The sequence below is a fragment of the Metabacillus lacus genome (genome assembly GCF_009674805.1).
GTDB classification, from domain to species: domain Bacteria; phylum Bacillota; class Bacilli; order Bacillales; family Bacillaceae; genus Metabacillus_C; species Metabacillus_C lacus.
In genome coordinates this window covers 70,308-87,638 of sequence record NZ_WKKI01000010.1, presented here as the reverse complement: position 1 = coordinate 87,638, position 17,331 = coordinate 70,308, and the positions used below count along the sequence as shown (strand labels likewise).

The following is a 17,331-nucleotide window of genomic DNA, read 5'->3' as shown; positions in this document are numbered from 1 at the left end:
TCAAAACAGCATGAAATCAGGGCTTTTCAGGAGCATAACCGGAAATGCTGCCCTTATTTAGCCTTAAAAAAGCTCATTTTTGCAAGTAAGCGGAAAAGCTCCGCTTATTTCGAAGCTGGGTCACCATTGAACATGACGAGGCCCTTGGCTGAGCAGCCCGCCTGCTAAATAGGCGGAACAATTCCGCTTATTGGAAAAATATCATAAAAAAAGCCCTGAATAGACGGAGATATTCCGTCTATAGCTTCAAAACAGCATAAAATCAGGGCTTTTCAGGAGCATAACCGGAAATGCTGCCCTTATTTAGCCCCCAAAAGCTCATTTCTGCAAGTAAGCGGAAAAGCTCCGCTTATTTCTAAGCTGGGTCACCATTGAACATGACGAGGCCCTTGGCTGAGCAGCCTGCCTGCTAAAAAGGCGGAACAATTCCGCTTATTGGAAAAATATCATAAAAAAAGCCCTGAATAGACGGAGATATTCCGTCTATGGCCTCAAAACAGCATGAAATCAGGGCTTTTCAGGAGCATAACCGGAAATGCTGCCCTTATTTAGCCTTAAAAAAGCTCATTTCTGCAAGTAAGCGGAAAACCTCCGCTTATTTCGAAGCTGGGTCACCATTGAACATGACGTGGCCCTTGGCTGAGCAGCCCGCCTGCTAAATAGGCGGAACAATTCCGCTTATTGGAAAAATATCATAAAAAAAGCCCTGAATAGACGGAGATATTCCGTCTATAGCTTCAAAACAGCATGAAATCAGGGCTTTTCAGGAGCATAACCGGAAATGCTGCCCTTATTTAGCCCCAAAAAAGCTCATTTCTGCAAGTAAGCGGAAAAGCTCCGCTTATTTCTAAGCTGGGTCACCATTGAACATGACGAGGCCTTGGCTGAGCAGCCCGCCTGCTAAATAGATGTAACCAATTCGCTGATTTATAATCAATTCTTTTTCTTCGCTTCCTTGATAGCAGCACCTGCAAGCATATAAACGATTGCGTCATCTGTTGGAGGGTTGTGCAGTCCTGCTCTAACATCTCTGAAATATCTTTGCAGGGGATTTTTTTCTGACAGGCTTCTTGCCCCGACAATCCTCATGGCATGATCGACAATCTTATTTGCGCTGTTTGTAGCAATATGCTTCACTGCTGCAAGTTCTGGACCCATCTTACCCCTTAACTCAGGGAAGTTCACCCATTTATCAGCAGCTGAATAAAGAAGTTCCCGGCTTTTATAGAGTTCAAGTTCCATTTCTCCAATTTTTCTTTGAACTTCAGGAACATCTATGATAGGTCCAGGTAAAGTTGAAGGCTGATAGGACGCAGCAAAATCCACAGCGTAATTTCTCGCGGATTTCGCAATGCCGATATAAACTGCAGGAATTTGAAGGTACCATGCTTTTGGGCTTGCGTGGCCGTCATCAGTTACTAACAATGAGTCATGCTGCAAGGAAACTTTGTTTAGCTCGAGATCGTCGCTCTTGGTGCCTCTCATTGCAATGCTGTCCCACGTTTCTATAATAGACACCCCCGGCAGAGAGTGATCAACCAAGAACAGTCCTTTATTGCCGCTGTTGTGAATCTGCGCAGTAACCAGAGAATAATCAAGTACTGCAGCCATTGAGGTGAAGGACTTTCTTCCTGTGATTACATAGCCGCCGCTGTTTTCTTCGGCTGTTGTCATTGGCATGCCTCCTCTGGAAGGGCTGCCCGTTGCCAGCTCTGTAGCGGCCAGATTCAGTAAGCTTTTGGAGCTCACAATATCTTCGCATAGTCGCTGAAATGTATGAGGATTCCATGACCTTGCTTCAGCTTCTTCTAATATACAGCCCAGATGCCAGCCGATTGACAGTGCTGTAGCCCCGTCTCCTTCAGCGAGCGCTTCCTGCACCAATAGGTAATCAACAAGGTTGATTCCTTCACCTCCGTATTCCGAAGGCACCGTAAGAGCTAAAAAACCCTCATTTTTTAAATCTTCAAGATTCCCTTCAAGCCAGTCGCCCTCCTTGAGAGAATGTTCTGCTCTGTTTCGGAAGGAAAGTGCAAGGTTTTTGGCTCTTGTTAATAGTTTTTCTTGTTTATCGTTCAGCAGTCTGGTACTCAAGCACACCGCCTCCATTTCTTGTAGAATTCTTTTTCAACGCAGAATGTTTCTTCATATTGTTTAAGCAGAGGACAGGTCCGCTTCATTTTTTTGAACAGTTTCTCTCATTTCCGGGAAAGCTTAATGCATTATTACATTACAGCCCTAAAGGGTTAATTGTCAAATTATTTGAATAACTTTTAATGATCCAGAGAACATTTGGAATTTGACAATATGTTGACATCTCTTCCACTCTTGGGCTCCTTTGCTATAATAGAGTAGAGGAGAGATGCTGGATGAATACTGAAACAAATATAAAACAACGAAATTTTACGCCAATCATTGTTATACTATCAATTGCAATTAATGCAATTGTAGCGATATTATTTTTTCTGCCCGGATATGACGGCCACATAGAATTTGATGTGACGATACTGCCGCGGCTGAATGCCATTTTCAACAGCTTTACATTCGTCTTCCTGCTGGCAGCATTGTATTTTATTATTAAACAAAGAAATGTTAGGCTTCACCGGAGGTTTATTTTTGCAGCCTTTACAACAACTACGCTCTTTCTGCTCTCTTATGTTACGTATCACTACCTGACAGAGTCTACAAGATACGGGGGAGACGGCGTACTGCGCTATGTGTACTTCTTTATCCTCATTACACATATTCTATTGGCTATCGTAAATGTGCCGCTGGTGCTTACCACCGTTGCAAGAGGATTTAATAATCAGCTGGAAAAACACCGTAAAATTGCGAGATGGACTATGCCAATCTGGCTTTATGTTAGTATTACAGGTGTCATTGTATACTTGATGATTTCTCCTTATTACGGAGGATAACCTAAGTTCCTAAAAAGCTATCGGGAAAGATTTTCTCCCGGCAGCTTTTTCTTTTTTTAGTTAGTCAAATAAAGCTTTTCTTTAGACCTGCTGGGGATTCTGGTTAAGAGTATCTCAACTGATAAATAGCCGGAAGATTTCCGCTTAATTAAATTCACAGGGAGTTTTCTCATCCTGTCAAAGAAATAAAAAGCGTAAAAATTCCGGTTAAATTCAAATTTTGCCGGTTTTTAGAGAAGATAAGGGAGCGAATTCCGCTTAAGCTGCTGAAAATCATCCATTTAAAGGTTTATTAGGTGCATAGGCGGAAATCTTCCGTTTATTCCGGTCCATTTTCGTCGTTTTTTCTGAATAGGCGGAGTTCCTCCGTTTATCCATGTGTAGTGGCTGGTGGCGAGCCTCCCAACCTTAATGTTTATTTATGTTGACGGAAAAGTCTGACTTGAATAAAACATATTCTCCTCTAAATGCTTTGAAGCATAATCTGCACAAAAAAAATGAAGCAAAGGTACTGTCGAAAATTGACGAGAGTTTACGAATATGTAATTGGGGATAATGTAACAAAGACTATAAGCAACAGGGGAAATACCACGAAGGGGCACACAACATGAAAATAACCGAACTTCTTGGGGACATCAGCGGTATACAGGCAGTAGCCGGACAAACTGAAGGTGTTTCTGCTCTGGGAATTTCTTCAAATTCTAAAAATCTAAAAGCAGGCGATGCATTTGTTGCCATTGCAGGGCACTCTGCAGATGGTCATGATTATATACACTCAGCAGTCGCCAATGGCGCTTCACTAGTGATTGGTGAAAGAAGTCTGAACAATCTGCCTGTTCCTTACATACAAGTTGATAACAGCAGGAAAGTGTTCGCACAGCTTGCGAGCAGTTTCGCAGGTCATCCTTCCAGGGATTTAAAAATGATCGGCATTACAGGTACAAATGGCAAAACTACGACGTCCTATATGGTGAAACATATTCTTGAAAGTGCAGGCTACTCTTGCGCCCTGTTTGGGTCTGTGGTCAACACAATTAATGGACAAGAATATCCGTCAGCCCATACAACTCCCGATCCGCTCGAGCTTAACTCTTTACTGAAGTCAAGCAATGATGACTTTGTTATTATGGAAGTTTCTTCTCACGGCATTTCGCAGCACCGCATTGAAGGCATACAATTTGATTACTGTTTGTTTACGAACCTTGATCATGATCATCTGGATTATCATAACGGTATTGAGGATTATTTTTATACAAAGGCGAAATTGTTTGATCAGCTGAAGAAACATGGAAAAGCAGTTATTAACACAGACAGCAACTGGGGCAGGCGGCTGGCAGAAATTGTTGAGTCAAAAGGCAGAACTGTTCAGGAGTTTGGCGAAAATGAAAGTGCCCCGCTTCGTTTGCTTCATGTAGAAGAAAGCATGAAGCCTTCCGCACGCATTTTGGACGAGGGGCAGATACTTTCGCTGCAGATGCTTCTTCCTGGCAGATATAATGTCTGCAACGCCCTTGGTGCTTATGCACTTGGCAAGGAGGCAGGACTCCGTCCGGAAGAGATGATCTCTTCTTTAAAGCGGCTCAGCAATATTCCCGGCCGGTTTGAGGTAGTTCATTTGCCTAAGAATATAACAGCGATCGTTGATTATGCGCATACGGCCGATGCACTTTCAAACTGCCTGCGTACAGCCAAAGCCTGCGGCGCCAATTCAGTACATCATGTGTTTGGCTTTCGGGGAAACCGGGATGCAACCAAACGAAGTGAGATGATCAGGACATCGGCGCAAATCAGTGATCAGTATATCCTGACACTTGATGATTTAAACGGGGTACCATCTGACACAATGGAAATAGAGCTGAATCGTTTACAGCACACTTTTGGCAATGAAAAAGGCAGGGTGCTTCCTGATCGGACTTTGGCCATACAAAAGGCCATTGCAGAGGCAGAAGAAGGGGACTGGGTTGTGATTACCGGCAAAGGAATTGAACCTTACCAGGATTCTTATCAGCTTAGAACGGACAATGATAAAGACACGGTCTCTTTCCTCTGCAATATGCGTAATTCTGAGGAACACGGACTTTATTATCATTAAAACGGGCTTATGGGACCGGTCTTGCTTTTGAAATATAATTCTAAGAAAGGGGGTCCCCCGGAAATCTTCCGGGGGACCCCCTTTGGGATAAACTTATTACATGGAATGTTCTTTAATATAACGGTTTTGCGGATGCTCTTTACATTCATCGCTGCAGGAGCGGATATGTTCATGCTCACACTCTTCACAGAGCAGAAGATGCTTATTGCAATCAGGATTGCCGCATTTTACATAGCGCTCTTCGGGATTAGCGCAATAATAGCATTTTCCTACTACTTCTGCGTCTCCGGTGCGATTAACAGGAACGGAGATTCTTTCATCAAACACGTAGCATTTGCCATCCCAATTGCGCCCCTGTACTTCAGGGTCGTAGCCGTAGGAAATGATCCCGCCGTGAAGCTGGGAAACATCTTCAAAGCCTTCTTTCTTCAGAAAGCCCGAAAATTTTTCGCAGCGTATGCCTCCTGTGCAGTATGTGAGGATTTTTTTGTTTTTGTGCTCACTTAAGTTTTCCCTGACCCAGTCAGGAAGCTCGCGGAATGTTTCAATATCGGGACGAATTGCATTCTTGAAATGACCTAGATCATACTCATACGTATTTCTTGCATCAAGAATGATCACATCTTCCTCCTGCATCGCTTGATAAAACTCTTTAGGAGACAAGTGATTACCAGTTACCTCATTGGGATTTACATCATCAGGCAGACTGAGATTCACAATCTCATCCTTCACTTTAATCTTCAGTTTTTTAAATGCATGTTCTTCAGATTCTTCTATCTTAAAAACAATATCAGAGAAAAGAGGATGATTTCTCATGTATTCCATATAAGCGCCTGTTTCATCAGGTGTACCTGATACTGTTCCATTAATACCTTCCTGAGCAACATGAATACGGCCTTTTAAACCAAGAGATTCGCACAGCTGATAGTGTTCATCCCTGAATTCGTCAGGATTAGGAATCTGAATATATTTATAATAAAGCAGTACTTGATATGTCATTATTCACACTTCCTTAAAAAAATCGTTCTCTCCTATCATAACAAAAATAGGAGAAAATGAAATCATAGTGCTCCTTCCTTATTTAGCCTTACGCCGACACCAGAAAATATACCTATAAGGTTGTTAACAATAGGGAAATGTTACCGATATAAAAACTATCAACAGGATGTAAATGTGACATTGCTCCTGTTTATAGAATAGGCATGCAGATTGTTGGCGATAAAGGGAATGGAAATGTTTAACTGGAAATAAAATTTATTGTAAACCAATTAAAGGCTGGTGAAACCCATGAAGGAATTTTATGAAATTTTCAAGTTTTTGTTTACTTGGGCACATATATTCGTTTTAGGGACGGGCTGTTTGTTCATCTATTTTCATGTTTTTAAAAATTGCAGAAATCACAACGCTTAAAGGCTGCTGTATATTTTGGAAAAGATCCTGTTAAGATACTGATCTTTTTTTGAAGCGGAATGAAACAGAGATGAATATATCTTATTTACTGCTTCACCCGGAGACTGAATGTCGAGCGTTTGAAAATATTTCAATCTTGATCTGTTGTAAGTAAACAGATAAGCAGGATCCATCAGCTGTTCCAGTATTTGCTCTTCCCATGGCAGAAAGGGGCTGAGCTTATGCGCCAATCCATGCTGTGTAAGATAGGAGAGATTGTTTTCTTCCTGACCCGGCAGAACAGAATGAATAAAGATAGGGACAGATTTTCTCATAGCTTCGCTGATAGTAACTCCGCCGGGCTTTGTTATAATGGCATCTGCCCAATCATACAAATCATTCATCCTTTTCGGGCACCTTACATATGAAAGAGGGGTAATATCTGCCCTGTTTAAATTTGCAACTGTTTGATACAGTTTCTGATTGGATCCGCAAAGAATTTTATACTTTACCCCATGCTGTCCCCTTCTTGTATCCAGGAAAGAAGCCAGGCTGCCCAGACCAAGGCTTCCGCCTGCAATGAGTACATGAACTTCATCATTTTTTCTCCATATCTGCTTCTTTTTCTTTAATTGTTCAGCCACAGGAATGCCCGTCACCAGAATCTTGGAGAAACAAATTCCTTTGGAAGCAAGCAAATCCCTGCACTCTGTTGACGGAGCAAGGTGAAAGTCAGCAGACTCTGCTCCCCATAAACTGTTTACAAAAAAATCTGTATATACATTCACAACAGGAACATTGCACAAACCATTTTTCTTCAGCTTGTCCACGAGAAAAGAGGGAAAGCTGTGGGTACAGACAATTATATCCGGCTTTTTCCTCTGCAGCAGCTGCTCCATTTTCTCGATAAACAGCATTTCATAAAATAACTTTAAAAGTAGCGACTCTTGTTTAAAAAACTGTTTGTAAAATTTGCTGTAGCCCTTTGGCACTGCTTTAATAAACGATACATAGCCCTGCGACACAGCAGACTCCATCAGGGGGCTGCAATAGCTTAAAAACTCGACTTTCTCGCAAGTGGCTTGGGGGTATTCTTTCTCAAAGGCAGCCATTAAGACATCGGAGCTCTTATGGTGGCCGGATTGCATATGAAACAAGGGCAGAAATAAAATCTTCATCTTCTTCCTCCGTTCTATAAATGCTTTCTTAAAGCTTGTCTGAAAATACTGCTTACAGGCTTGAAGCTTGCAGCAACACAAATCAGGATGCTGATCAAGAGCCAAATCTTATATCCATAAGGAGAGAAAAGGGGTGGAAGGGGACTCTGAAACAGACTTTCACCCAGCTTTCTTGCGAGATAGAGAAACATAGGAACGGAAACTGCAGAAGCGGCCAGCCAGCTTGAAGCTGATATCAGGAAAGCTTCAAGGGTAAACAACATGTATATTTTAGAATGAGGAGCTCCAAGAGACTGAAGAATGGCGATCTCTTTTCTCCTGTCATATACATTTGCGGAGAAAGCCATCATTAGGTTGCTGATTCCGAGCAGCGAAAACAAACAGCCTGCAGCCATGATGCCATATAGAAGATAAGAAATAACTGCTCCCAGCCGTCCGGTCATCTCTATGACTGCATCAGAATGTTCCACCGTTATTCCTTCCGAAAGAAGCGCCCGTTCTCCATCTATCATGATATTTTCAACATCTTTTCTTTCATCTGCTTTTACCAGGAGCCGGTTTTCTGGCGAAATTCCCAGCCAGCTTTCATACTCCGATTTGGACAAAAAGACAGCCGGTCCTTTCAGGTGGCTTTCTGCTATTCCTGCAATTTCCCAGGAGGCAGTTCTTTGGCCGATTGTTAAGGTGACTTCATCTCCAGTTTGAAGGCCGGTCAATTTGTTCTTAAGATCTGAATTAATCACAATCCCAGTACTTCCGCTGATCCAGTTTCCCTCTATGATGTTTGGCCTGAAAAAGGTGCTTTCTGCTGGAACAGCATGAAACAGGGCATTCACGTTGGTTCCATTGTCAGGTGTTTCGGAAACTTTAGTGTTTCTGACTGTCCAGCTTTCTGTACTGTCGACACCTGTAACTGCTGCCAGCGCTCTTTCAGCAGCGCTTGAACTGCCTGCTTCTGACCGTATTCCCCATTCCGCTTCGTAATGAAAGGCGTTTTCCATGTTTTTTAATACAGAAGAAAGCGAATGATGCAATGAAAAGCTCGCAATGATTACCGCTCCTCCAAATGAAAGCAAGGTTATTGTGAAGAGGTATTGAAGTTTTTTCCTAGCAGCATTGCGTGCTGCAAGAGTGCTGAGACGAAAGCTGAAGCTTGATCTCGCTTTCTTCTTCTTGAGGGGAGCAGCTGCTCCCTGTCCGCTTCCCAATAATAGCAGGACCGGCTGCCTCAGCATGCTGCTTAAAGGGAAGCAGGCAGAACAGAGAGGGAAGAGAAAGGAGAGTAAGCCGATCAGCAGCAGAATTTGCAGGGAATAATGCTCATCAGGTTTTAATAAATTCAGGTTTTCCGCTAAGACTGCAGCTGAAAATTGTGAACCATAATAGCTGATGACAGCTGCAGCAAGGAATAACAGGGCCCCCATTACTGTAAGAAGAGCTGCGTACTGACTCAAGATCTGTAGGCGAGAGCTTCCAATTGCCCGTTGAATTCCAATGTCCAGCCGCTGATTTTCAATCAGGCGGTAAAACATCTGCACCGTCAGTAAAAAGCAAAGAAATACTGCTGTTAAACACAAGCTGATCAACAAAGTCAGAACTGTCCCTGCAAGACGCTCACGAATAAAGGAAAGCTCTTCGCTGCCTGCAAAACGGAAAACTTGTATTCCCTGCTCTTCAAGAGCCTTTACAACTTGTTCCGGGGATGCCTGATTTTCTTCGAAAGTAACAGCCACTCTATTATAAGTTTCTGATAACCCGAGATCCTCCAATGCCCCCTGAGTCATATACAGGTATACCGTTCCTGTAAAGCGTGCAGGAATTCTGCTTGTATCTTTCACTTGCCCCAGTACAGGGAGGTAATGAGTGATTCCGCCGGGCAGGCTGATCTCCAGTTCTTTAGGCTGTCGAAGCTCCCGAAAAGAAGACTCTTCGATAAAAATACCTTTTGCAGAGGGTATGGCAGGCTTCCAGTGGATTTTATCGATCTCAAACTTGCCATTTTCAGGAAGAGCAGTGATGTCAGCATTTTGAAAGCCTTTCTCCGTCCTGATTCTTGCTTGTGTTTGAAATTTAGGTTCATAAGCGCTCAATCCTGCTATCTGTTCAGGGAGCCCGGGGAGCTGCTGAAATGGTTCTGTGTAGAATGTAAAGTCAGCATTGTTGTTTTGCAGCCGGCTTTCTTCCACACTGTTTTCAAAAAGGTATTTGGTATTCAAAAGAAATCCTGCAGTGGAAATGGATATGAGAATGGTAAGCATAATGAGCAGAAAATGCTTTTGTTCTTTTCTTGCGTCTAGGAAAGCTTTTTTTAAATATACCGGTATCATGCTTCTGCTCCTGCAGCTGCCTTTGTATCAAGTACACAGCCATCTTTGACAGAGATGGTTCTTGAAGTGTAATTCTGCACTTCGGGGTCATGAGTTACCATGATGATGGTGCGTCCCTGTTTAGCAAGCCCCGAAAAAATCTTCAGCACAGCTGCTGCATTTTCGGAATCCAGATTGCCTGTCGGCTCGTCTGCAAAAAGAAGGGGTGGGTCATTTGCCAGAGCTCTCGCAATCGCAGTCCTTTGCTTTTCTCCGCCTGAAACCCCATCGGGAAAGTGATTTGCTTTTTCAGATAAGCCGACAGAATTCAGCAGCTGTAATGCCCTGGCTTTCCGCTCTTTCCGCTTGTACTTGCTCGAAAACTCCATCGGCAGCATGACATTTTCCAATAATGAGAGGGAGGGGAGTAAGTGAAAGGACTGAAAAACCATTCCAATATTCTCTGCCCTCCATCTGCTCAATTTTTTTTCTGATAGAGTTGACAAATCTGTGCCTAATATTTTGCAGGATCCATAAGACGGAGATTCAATACCGGAAAGAATATGGAGCAAAGTGGTTTTTCCGCTGCCTGAACGGCCGACAATGCCGATGAATTCACTCCCGGTAAATTGAAGGCTGATAGAATTCAGAACATACTGATGCTGCTGACCGTTTGAATAAATTTTTGTTACGTTCTGAAGATGTATCAAAAAAATCCTCCTATTCTGATAGGTAAAAAAGTTTCTGCTATTTCTCATAAATAACACGGGATATTCTAATATAGCAACATGAATTTTTCCGACATTTCTGAGTAAACAATTTTTTATATTTCCTTTTACATGGGCATTCATGCGCAGTTCTTCAAAAAACGGTGTTTTATCTTCCCTGTTTACACCCCTTCCTGTGAGTTAATCCCTACCCTTTATGTCGAATCTTGCGAAATAAGTCGAAAAAGTTGACAAAACTTAGATATTTTTCTTTATTTTTTGCATGATCTGCCGCAGGAACCTTCAAATTTCACCAAAAAATCATTTTTTTAATAAAATTTCAAAAAAGTTTTAAGGAAAATGCTCCTCTCCGTATTTTTAAGTCGTATATCCCAAAGAAGTATTACAAATACAGCTTTTATCCGCTATTTTTAAGTATGAGAATTGTGACGGAATAAGAAATTGGGAGGGGAGAGGACTATAAAGTCCCGATATAGGATTACAGCGCTTACATATTTGGTGTATCAATGATTCTCATTTTGAAGACTGAAAGGAAGTATGAATGGCACGGGTAAAACGGCAGATTGTTGTCACAAACCATTTTCATTAATCTGAAGTTGCAAATTGATCCTCTGGTTGGGGATGAAGAGGTGAAAGTCAGAAAAGCAACCGCTCATGAAAAACAAAAAATTCATTTCACTTTTTGAAAGGAGTGCTACTAATGGCTAAGGCTGAACAAGATCTTACTGCAGTTATTCCTGGTGCTGCGAAAGTGCATACTCAGAAGAAATTATCCATGAAGGAAAAAACTTTCGTTATCACCTTATTTATTATTACCGTCGCCGGTCTTTTCCTGGTTAACTGGACAGCATCTGACAAGCTAAATCTGACAATGGGGATTTACGGATCTGTTATGGTTGCTTATCTTCTCGGAAAAATGCTTCTTTCGTTTAAATATAAAGAGGTGGATCTCGATCCGCCTGATCTGAAGGTTACCGTGGTGATTCCATCCTATAATGAAGCTCCCGAAGCAGTGTTGGGAACAGTTGAGAGTATATTAAAGCAGGACTACCCGGTACACGAAATTTTTGTCATTGATGATGGAAGCAAGGATATTGCCGGATATGAGGCCATTTTAAAGCTGAAAGAAAATCTTAAGGCAGAAAACGGTCCGTTTGTAAAAGCCCTGGAGCAGGAAAATCCAGGATTCAAGATGCCAAACCTCATCGTACACCGCCTTCCTAAAAATCAGGGAAAACGACACGCCCAGATTTATGCTTTTGAGCGTGGAACAGGAGATATTTTTGTAACAGTAGATTCGGATTGCACCGTGTTCTCGAATGCTGTGCGTGAATTGTTAAAACCGTTCAACAATCCTGAAGTAACAGCCACAACAGGGCATGTTAATATCCGTAACCGGACTGATAACCTGCTGACAAGATTGATAGATATGCGTTACGACAATGCATTCCGCGTAGAAAGGGCAGCTCATTCTGTTACAAACAATGTTCTTGTCTGCTCCGGACCGCTCAGTGCATATAAGAGAGAAATTATCATGAAAAACCTTGATCATTACGGAAATCAAATGTTTCTCGGACAGCAGGTGCAGCTTGGAGATGATCGCTGCCTGACAAACTATGCGATTCGTGACGGAAAAACCTTGTATCAGTCAACAGCACGCTGTATCACTGATGCTCCAACTTCTCTGCGTACACTTTTAAAGCAGCAGTCCCGCTGGAATAAATCATTCTTCAGGGAAAGCTTGATTGCTGCGAAGATTGGCTTGAAAAAGCCGAATGTGTTCATCTGGGTTATGCTCGAAATGTTCCTGTGGATTGCCTTTGGTGTCTCTCTTGTCACAGCAATCTACATTACGTCCACTACAATGGCATGGGTTCTGCTTATTTATTACCTGGCTTATGTATTTATCTCGGCTTATGCGAGAAATGTTTTTTATGCCTATAAGCGGCCGTTTACATTTTTGCTCGCCCCGGTTTATGGATTGTTATTTCTAGTGCTGCTTTGCCCGCTTCGTTTCTGGGCGCTGCTGACTCTTCGCTCTACTTCTTGGGGAACTAGAGGCTGAGAGATTTACAACAAATAGATGGGAGATGTTGTTTCAAATGAAGGTACGTAAAGCAATTATTCCTGCGGCAGGCCTTGGCACAAGGTTTCTTCCTGCAACAAAGGCCCAGCCGAAGGAAATGCTTCCAATCGTTGATAAGCCTACAATTCAATATATTGTTGAAGAAGCGATTGAATCCGGGATTGAAGATATTCTTGTCATTTCCGGCCGGGGAAAAAGAGCAATTGAAGATCATTTTGATAAGTCATACGAGCTTGAAGAAACCCTGCTGAAAAAACAAAAGTTTTCCATGCTGGAAGAAATTCAATCGATTACAAATATGGTGAACATCCATTATATCCGCCAAAAAGAACCGCGCGGGCTTGGCCATGCTATTCACTGTGCACACAGCTTCATAGGAAATGAGCCGTTTGCCGTTCTTCTTGGAGATGACATTGTGAGGTCAGAAAAGCCTTGCTTAAAGCAGCTGATTTCAGTATTTGACGACTATCAATCTTCTGTACTTGGCGTGCAGGAGGTAGATCATCAGGAAGTTTCAAAGTATGGAATCATTGCGCCGATTAAAAATGAAACACTGAGCGAGAATGTATTGTCTCTGGCATCCGTAGTCGAGAAACCAGCCGTCGAAGATGCGCCTTCTGATTATGCCATTATGGGAAGATATATTTTAACTCCTGAAATTTTTGAGATATTGGAAACTCTGCCTCCAGGATCCGGAAATGAAATTCAGCTGACAGATGCCATCAAGATTCTGAATGAAACACAAACGGTTCTTGCTTATAATTTTGAAGGCAAAAGATATGATGTTGGAGATAAACTTGGATTTGTAAAAGCAACGATTGACTTTGCTCTGGAACGCCAGGATTTAAGCAGCGATGTGAAGCGCTATTTGCAGGAAGTAACTGCTCGGGAAAGCTTCCTGACGGTATAAAGAGGTACAAAAAAAGGAGGGATCAGCTATGAAAATATCAATCATTGGTACAGGGTATGTAGGACTCGTTACTGGTGTCTGCCTTTCAGAGGTAGGACATCATGTTACATGCCTCGATATTAATCCTGAGAAAGTTGACATGCTCAGCAAGGGAATTTCGCCTATATACGAGCCCGGCCTCGGAGATTTAATGGTAAAAAATATGGAGGCGGGACGGCTCTCCTTTACAACAAGCCATATACTCGGCCTAAAAGAAGCTGACGTTGTCTATATTGCTGTAGGAACACCGCAAGGAAGCGATGGTGCGGCCAACCTTTCCTACGTTTATCAAGCTGCGAGAGATATTGGCCGAAACATTACCAGAGACGTGGTTGTTGTGACAAAAAGTACAGTGCCGCTTGGGACAAATCACAAAGTGAAGCAGCTTATAACTGCCAATCTTGAAGGAAATCATTGTGTACAAGTGGTTTCCAATCCAGAGTTTCTCCGCGAGGGATCAGCTGTATATGACGCTTTTTACGGAGACAGAATTGTCATTGGAGCAGATTGCCCGGAAGCTGCAGCAGTCATTGAAGAAATAAACAAGCCGTTCGGCATTCCTGTCTTGAAGACAAGCATCAGCAGTGCTGAGATGATTAAATATGCTTCAAACGCTTTTCTCGCAACAAAAATCTCCTTTATTAATGAGATTGCCAACTTGTCTGAAAAAGTGGGTGCAGACGTAGCTGAAGTAGCAAAAGGCATGGGCCAGGATGCGCGCATAGGTTCACAGTTTCTTAAAGCAGGAATCGGCTATGGAGGCTCTTGTTTTCCTAAAGATACAAGCGCATTAGTGCGTATCTCCGAAGAGCTGAATCATGATTTCCATCTGCTGCGCTCAGTGATGGAAATAAACGAAAACCAGAAAACAGTGCTGGTTGAAAAAGCGGTTGAAAGGCTTGGTTCGCTCGAAGGAAAGAGAATTGCTCTTCTCGGCCTTGCGTTTAAGCCTGAAACCGATGATATGAGGGAAGCTGCTTCCATTGCTGTGGCTGAAAAGCTGATGGAACTGGGCGCTGAAATCATAGCATATGACCCAGTGGCAGCAGAAAATGCACAGAGAATTCTTCCAGAAGGAGTTCTGTTTGCTGCACAAATTGAAGAGGCAGTAAAGGATGCAGATGTTGTGTTTATTTTAACAGATTGGAAAGAAATTGTTGAAAAAGCACTTATACTCTCCAGCCTGTTTATGAAAAATCCTATCATATTTGACGGAAGAAACTGCTACACAGAGAAAGAAGTCAAAAAGTACAATGTGGAGTATGTTTCTGTTGGCCGCATGCCTGTTATCCCTAATAGGGAAAAGGAGTTCGAGGTAACTCTCGCTGCGTCCTTTTAACTATATACACCTATGATACTCATAAATAAAAAATAATGATTAGAGGGTGGAATGTATGAAGAAAAAACTTGCTTCGATCGCTTTGGCGGCATCTCTGGCATTGACTGCAGCCGGAGGAGCCTCAGCACAGGAAGTAAAACAGCCGCAAGCTGCGGCTCAGCAAGCTGTAACAGTTGATAGTTTGTGGAAGTATGTATCGTCTTTTAAAGGAACAGTGACCTTGAAAGACGAAAAGTATGATGTGAATTATCAGGAAAAAAACGGCAAGGTAGACATCAAGATCAATAGGGAAAAGGGAAATGAAAAGTTTGAAGTTACTTCTGAGGCTTCCATTAAAAGAATTCAGCAGTTTGTTGATGATCTGCAACTGGACCGCAGCACAACTAAAGAAGAAGTCATCAGCCGCCTTTCAAATGCTCTTGGTGTAAAGCCTTCTGAAGTGCTGCGTGCAAAAGCTGATATTGGTTTTTCAAACACTGCTGACCTCACGTTCTCCTATAAAAAAGGTGAAAAAACAGCCGTCTTAAACCCTTATGACATAAGGGGATTAGAAATTGATATTTTGTCTGCAAATGGAGATTATTACAGGCTCAAGCTTAACGTGCGAGGCGAAAATGTAGGAGCAGTCATTGAAAAGAAGATGAACGGAGAAGCTAAAACGTTAAAAGGACTTCATGCAATTTTTGAAATGTACAAAGTGAAAGACATTCTGATTCCTAATGCCAACACAACGTGGAATGGCTATTTGGATTTAGTATCCGATGTTTTAGGAATGAAAGTAACTGATATTACAAATGCTGATGTAACAATCAAACTTGAAAATAATACAAAAGCCGATCTTCATTTTAAAAGATAAGTGACCCCCTTCACATATCTAAAAACACGCCTGAATTCAGGTGTGTTTTTTGTTTTATATATTATAGAAGCAAGCAGTCTTGATCATTCTGTAATGGTATCATTTGACGTAGAGCTAATTCTATATATATAGTATTGATAGAAAAAATATTAAACATTGATTAACTGTGCAATACTATATATAATATTAAATCTTGTTCGAGAGGAAGAAAAAATTGGAAAAGAATGAAGCGATAGCTGTAGGCGGAGCAAACTTCAGCTGGGACAGTGAAAATGGAACTTTCTTATTTGAAGAACAGGATGCAATTCTGTTCTGGATAAATTCTGCATTTAAAACCTTTTTAGATACGATTGAGGAAGTTTCGGGTGATGAAGCAGCGGCCTTAGTTCTTGAAACAACCGGATACAGAATGGGAACCATTGTAGGCGACTATTTTCACAAATCCGGTACAAATGTAAAGGAAGTTCTTCAGGTGCTGACAGGTGTTTATGCATCTGCAGGCTGGGGAAAGCTTGAAATTCCTCAAGTGAATTTGGAAGCTGAAACAGCTGTCCTTCAAATGAGAAACAGCTGGGAGTATAAGATAAACAAGCTTCAGAATAAAACGGAGAGCGGAACATTTATTCCCGGTCACTGGGCTGGCGTGCTAAGCGGTCTTTTCGGGCGGAATATCTGGTACAAAATCAGAAAAAGCCAGATTAAAGGTGATCCTTATTGCGAGTTTGAGTTTTATCCTTCAGAAGTAACCATAACGCAAAACGTCCATGATCTCGCCCGCAGGCTGGAGCAGGGAGAAATCGCCCGGCTTGAAAATGTAGTCGCTGAGAGAACAAGAGAACTGACAAGCATGATAAAGGAAATTTCATCGCCGATCATTCCTGTACTTGAACACATCGTAGTCGTTCCGCTCGTAGGAAAATATGATGAAACAAGATCAAACGAATTGCTGGAGAAAACAGTCAACCAGCTGCCCCGCTATAAAGCGAAATTCCTGATTTTGGATTTAACAGGGTTAACAGATGGTATGAACGATTATGCTCTCTCTCTTCTTGAACAGCTGGTCAGTGCAACAAGGCTGTTGGGGACCAAAACCATTATGGTAGGAGTCTCGCCGGATTTAAGCATGAACATGGCTCAAACAGATTCGGTGTTAAAACGCACCAAATTCTTTGCAAACCTCAAGCATGGCATTCATTATGCCCTTGAGCAAGAGGGTATGGGTATTGTAAAACTGGATACGGAGTAATTTTAAACGATGGCCCACAAATCACTACAGTGATGAATGGGCCTTTTTTTTGGGGGGCTGAATTACAGAGTTTGAGATGGTGCTGTTTCAATTTGAGTGCAAGATTATATGAAGAGAAGTAAGATCTTATGGAAACTAACTGCAGTCCTATCAGAGTCCTTCAAGTATTGCAAACTTGCCTTTACAAAAAAGATACATAATGATTACATAATTTTAAAAAAATTGTCGCTTTTTCGTTATTTTT

General features: G+C 42.1%; 12 protein-coding genes. 7 read left to right on the top strand and 5 right to left on the bottom strand.

Annotated elements, in window-relative coordinates:
- Positions 1-933 precede the first annotated feature (933 nt).
- Complete coding sequence (locus tag GJU40_RS07910) at positions 934-2,094, bottom strand: acyl-CoA dehydrogenase family protein (protein ID WP_246188309.1); 1,161 nt, start codon at positions 2,092-2,094, stop codon at positions 934-936.
- 275 nt (positions 2,095-2,369) lie between these two features.
- Between GJU40_RS07910 and GJU40_RS07905 the strand changes: the two genes are divergently transcribed.
- Together GJU40_RS07905 and GJU40_RS07900 are read left to right on the top strand one after the other, a co-directional pair.
- Positions 2,370-2,918, top strand: coding sequence for a DUF420 domain-containing protein (locus GJU40_RS07905; RefSeq protein ID WP_154307208.1), 549 nt, complete (start codon positions 2,370-2,372; stop codon positions 2,916-2,918).
- A 607-nt stretch (positions 2,919-3,525) separates the two neighbouring features.
- On the top strand, positions 3,526-5,010 hold the full coding sequence (locus tag GJU40_RS07900) for a UDP-N-acetylmuramoyl-L-alanyl-D-glutamate--2,6-diaminopimelate ligase (protein WP_154307207.1): 1,485 nt from the start codon (positions 3,526-3,528) through the stop codon (positions 5,008-5,010).
- A 96-nt stretch (positions 5,011-5,106) separates the two neighbouring features.
- Here the strand turns inward: GJU40_RS07900 and trhO are convergent, their stop codons facing one another.
- From trhO to GJU40_RS07880, 4 genes are all read right to left on the bottom strand, one after another.
- Positions 5,107-6,009 carry an oxygen-dependent tRNA uridine(34) hydroxylase TrhO gene (trhO, locus tag GJU40_RS07895; RefSeq protein WP_154307206.1) on the bottom strand — a complete coding sequence of 301 codons (903 nt, stop codon included), beginning with the start codon at positions 6,007-6,009 and terminating at the stop codon, positions 5,107-5,109.
- Positions 6,010-6,416: 407 nt separating this feature from the next.
- Positions 6,417-7,577 (bottom strand): MGDG synthase family glycosyltransferase, encoded by a 1,161-nt coding sequence (locus GJU40_RS07890; protein WP_154307205.1) that lies wholly within the window; start codon positions 7,575-7,577, stop codon positions 6,417-6,419.
- A gap of 14 nt (positions 7,578-7,591) precedes the next feature.
- Entirely contained in the window at positions 7,592-9,904 is a 2,313-nt protein-coding gene (locus tag GJU40_RS07885) for an ABC transporter permease (RefSeq protein WP_154307204.1), read from the bottom strand.
- Positions 9,901-10,593 (bottom strand): ABC transporter ATP-binding protein, encoded by a 693-nt coding sequence (locus tag GJU40_RS07880; protein ID WP_212029811.1) that lies wholly within the window; start codon positions 10,591-10,593, stop codon positions 9,901-9,903. Before GJU40_RS07880 ends, GJU40_RS07885 begins: the two co-directional genes overlap by 4 nt.
- Before the next feature lie 718 nt (positions 10,594-11,311).
- On the opposite strand from GJU40_RS07880, the gene GJU40_RS07875 reads away from it, so the two are divergent.
- The 5 genes from GJU40_RS07875 to GJU40_RS07855 all read left to right on the top strand — a co-directional run bounded on the left by GJU40_RS07875 (position 11,312) and on the right by GJU40_RS07855 (position 17,087).
- On the top strand, positions 11,312-12,676 hold the full coding sequence (locus tag GJU40_RS07875; RefSeq protein WP_281350676.1) for a glycosyltransferase: 1,365 nt from the start codon (positions 11,312-11,314) through the stop codon (positions 12,674-12,676).
- A gap of 37 nt (positions 12,677-12,713) precedes the next feature.
- On the top strand, positions 12,714-13,607 hold the full coding sequence (gene galU / locus GJU40_RS07870) for a UTP--glucose-1-phosphate uridylyltransferase GalU (protein ID WP_154307202.1): 894 nt from the start codon (positions 12,714-12,716) through the stop codon (positions 13,605-13,607).
- A gap of 28 nt (positions 13,608-13,635) precedes the next feature.
- Entirely contained in the window at positions 13,636-14,985 is a 1,350-nt protein-coding gene (locus GJU40_RS07865) for a UDP-glucose dehydrogenase family protein (RefSeq protein WP_154307201.1), read from the top strand.
- A gap of 55 nt (positions 14,986-15,040) precedes the next feature.
- Complete coding sequence (locus tag GJU40_RS07860) at positions 15,041-15,841, top strand: YusW family protein (RefSeq protein WP_154307200.1); 801 nt, start codon at positions 15,041-15,043, stop codon at positions 15,839-15,841.
- A gap of 214 nt (positions 15,842-16,055) precedes the next feature.
- A complete protein-coding gene (locus GJU40_RS07855) occupies positions 16,056-17,087 on the top strand; it encodes an STAS domain-containing protein (RefSeq protein ID WP_154307199.1) in 1,032 nt (343 codons plus the stop codon).
- Positions 17,088-17,331 lie beyond the last annotated feature (244 nt).

Bases quoted from the DNA above. Each gene is read 5' to 3' on its own strand.
- GJU40_RS07905 (WP_154307208.1), top strand. From the start codon at position 2,370: ATGAATACTGAAACAAATATAAAACAACGAAATTTTACGCCAATCATT.
- GJU40_RS07900 (WP_154307207.1), top strand. From the start codon at position 3,526: ATGAAAATAACCGAACTTCTTGGGGACATCAGCGGTATACAGGCAGTA.
- trhO (WP_154307206.1), bottom strand. From the start codon at position 6,009: ATGACATATCAAGTACTGCTTTATTATAAATATATTCAGATTCCTAAT.
- GJU40_RS07890 (WP_154307205.1), bottom strand. From the start codon at position 7,577: ATGAAGATTTTATTTCTGCCCTTGTTTCATATGCAATCCGGCCACCAT.
- GJU40_RS07885 (WP_154307204.1), bottom strand. From the start codon at position 9,904: ATGATACCGGTATATTTAAAAAAAGCTTTCCTAGACGCAAGAAAAGAA.
- GJU40_RS07875 (WP_281350676.1), top strand. From the start codon at position 11,312: ATGGCTAAGGCTGAACAAGATCTTACTGCAGTTATTCCTGGTGCTGCG.
- galU (WP_154307202.1), top strand. From the start codon at position 12,714: ATGAAGGTACGTAAAGCAATTATTCCTGCGGCAGGCCTTGGCACAAGG.
- GJU40_RS07865 (WP_154307201.1), top strand. From the start codon at position 13,636: ATGAAAATATCAATCATTGGTACAGGGTATGTAGGACTCGTTACTGGT.
- GJU40_RS07860 (WP_154307200.1), top strand. From the start codon at position 15,041: ATGAAGAAAAAACTTGCTTCGATCGCTTTGGCGGCATCTCTGGCATTG.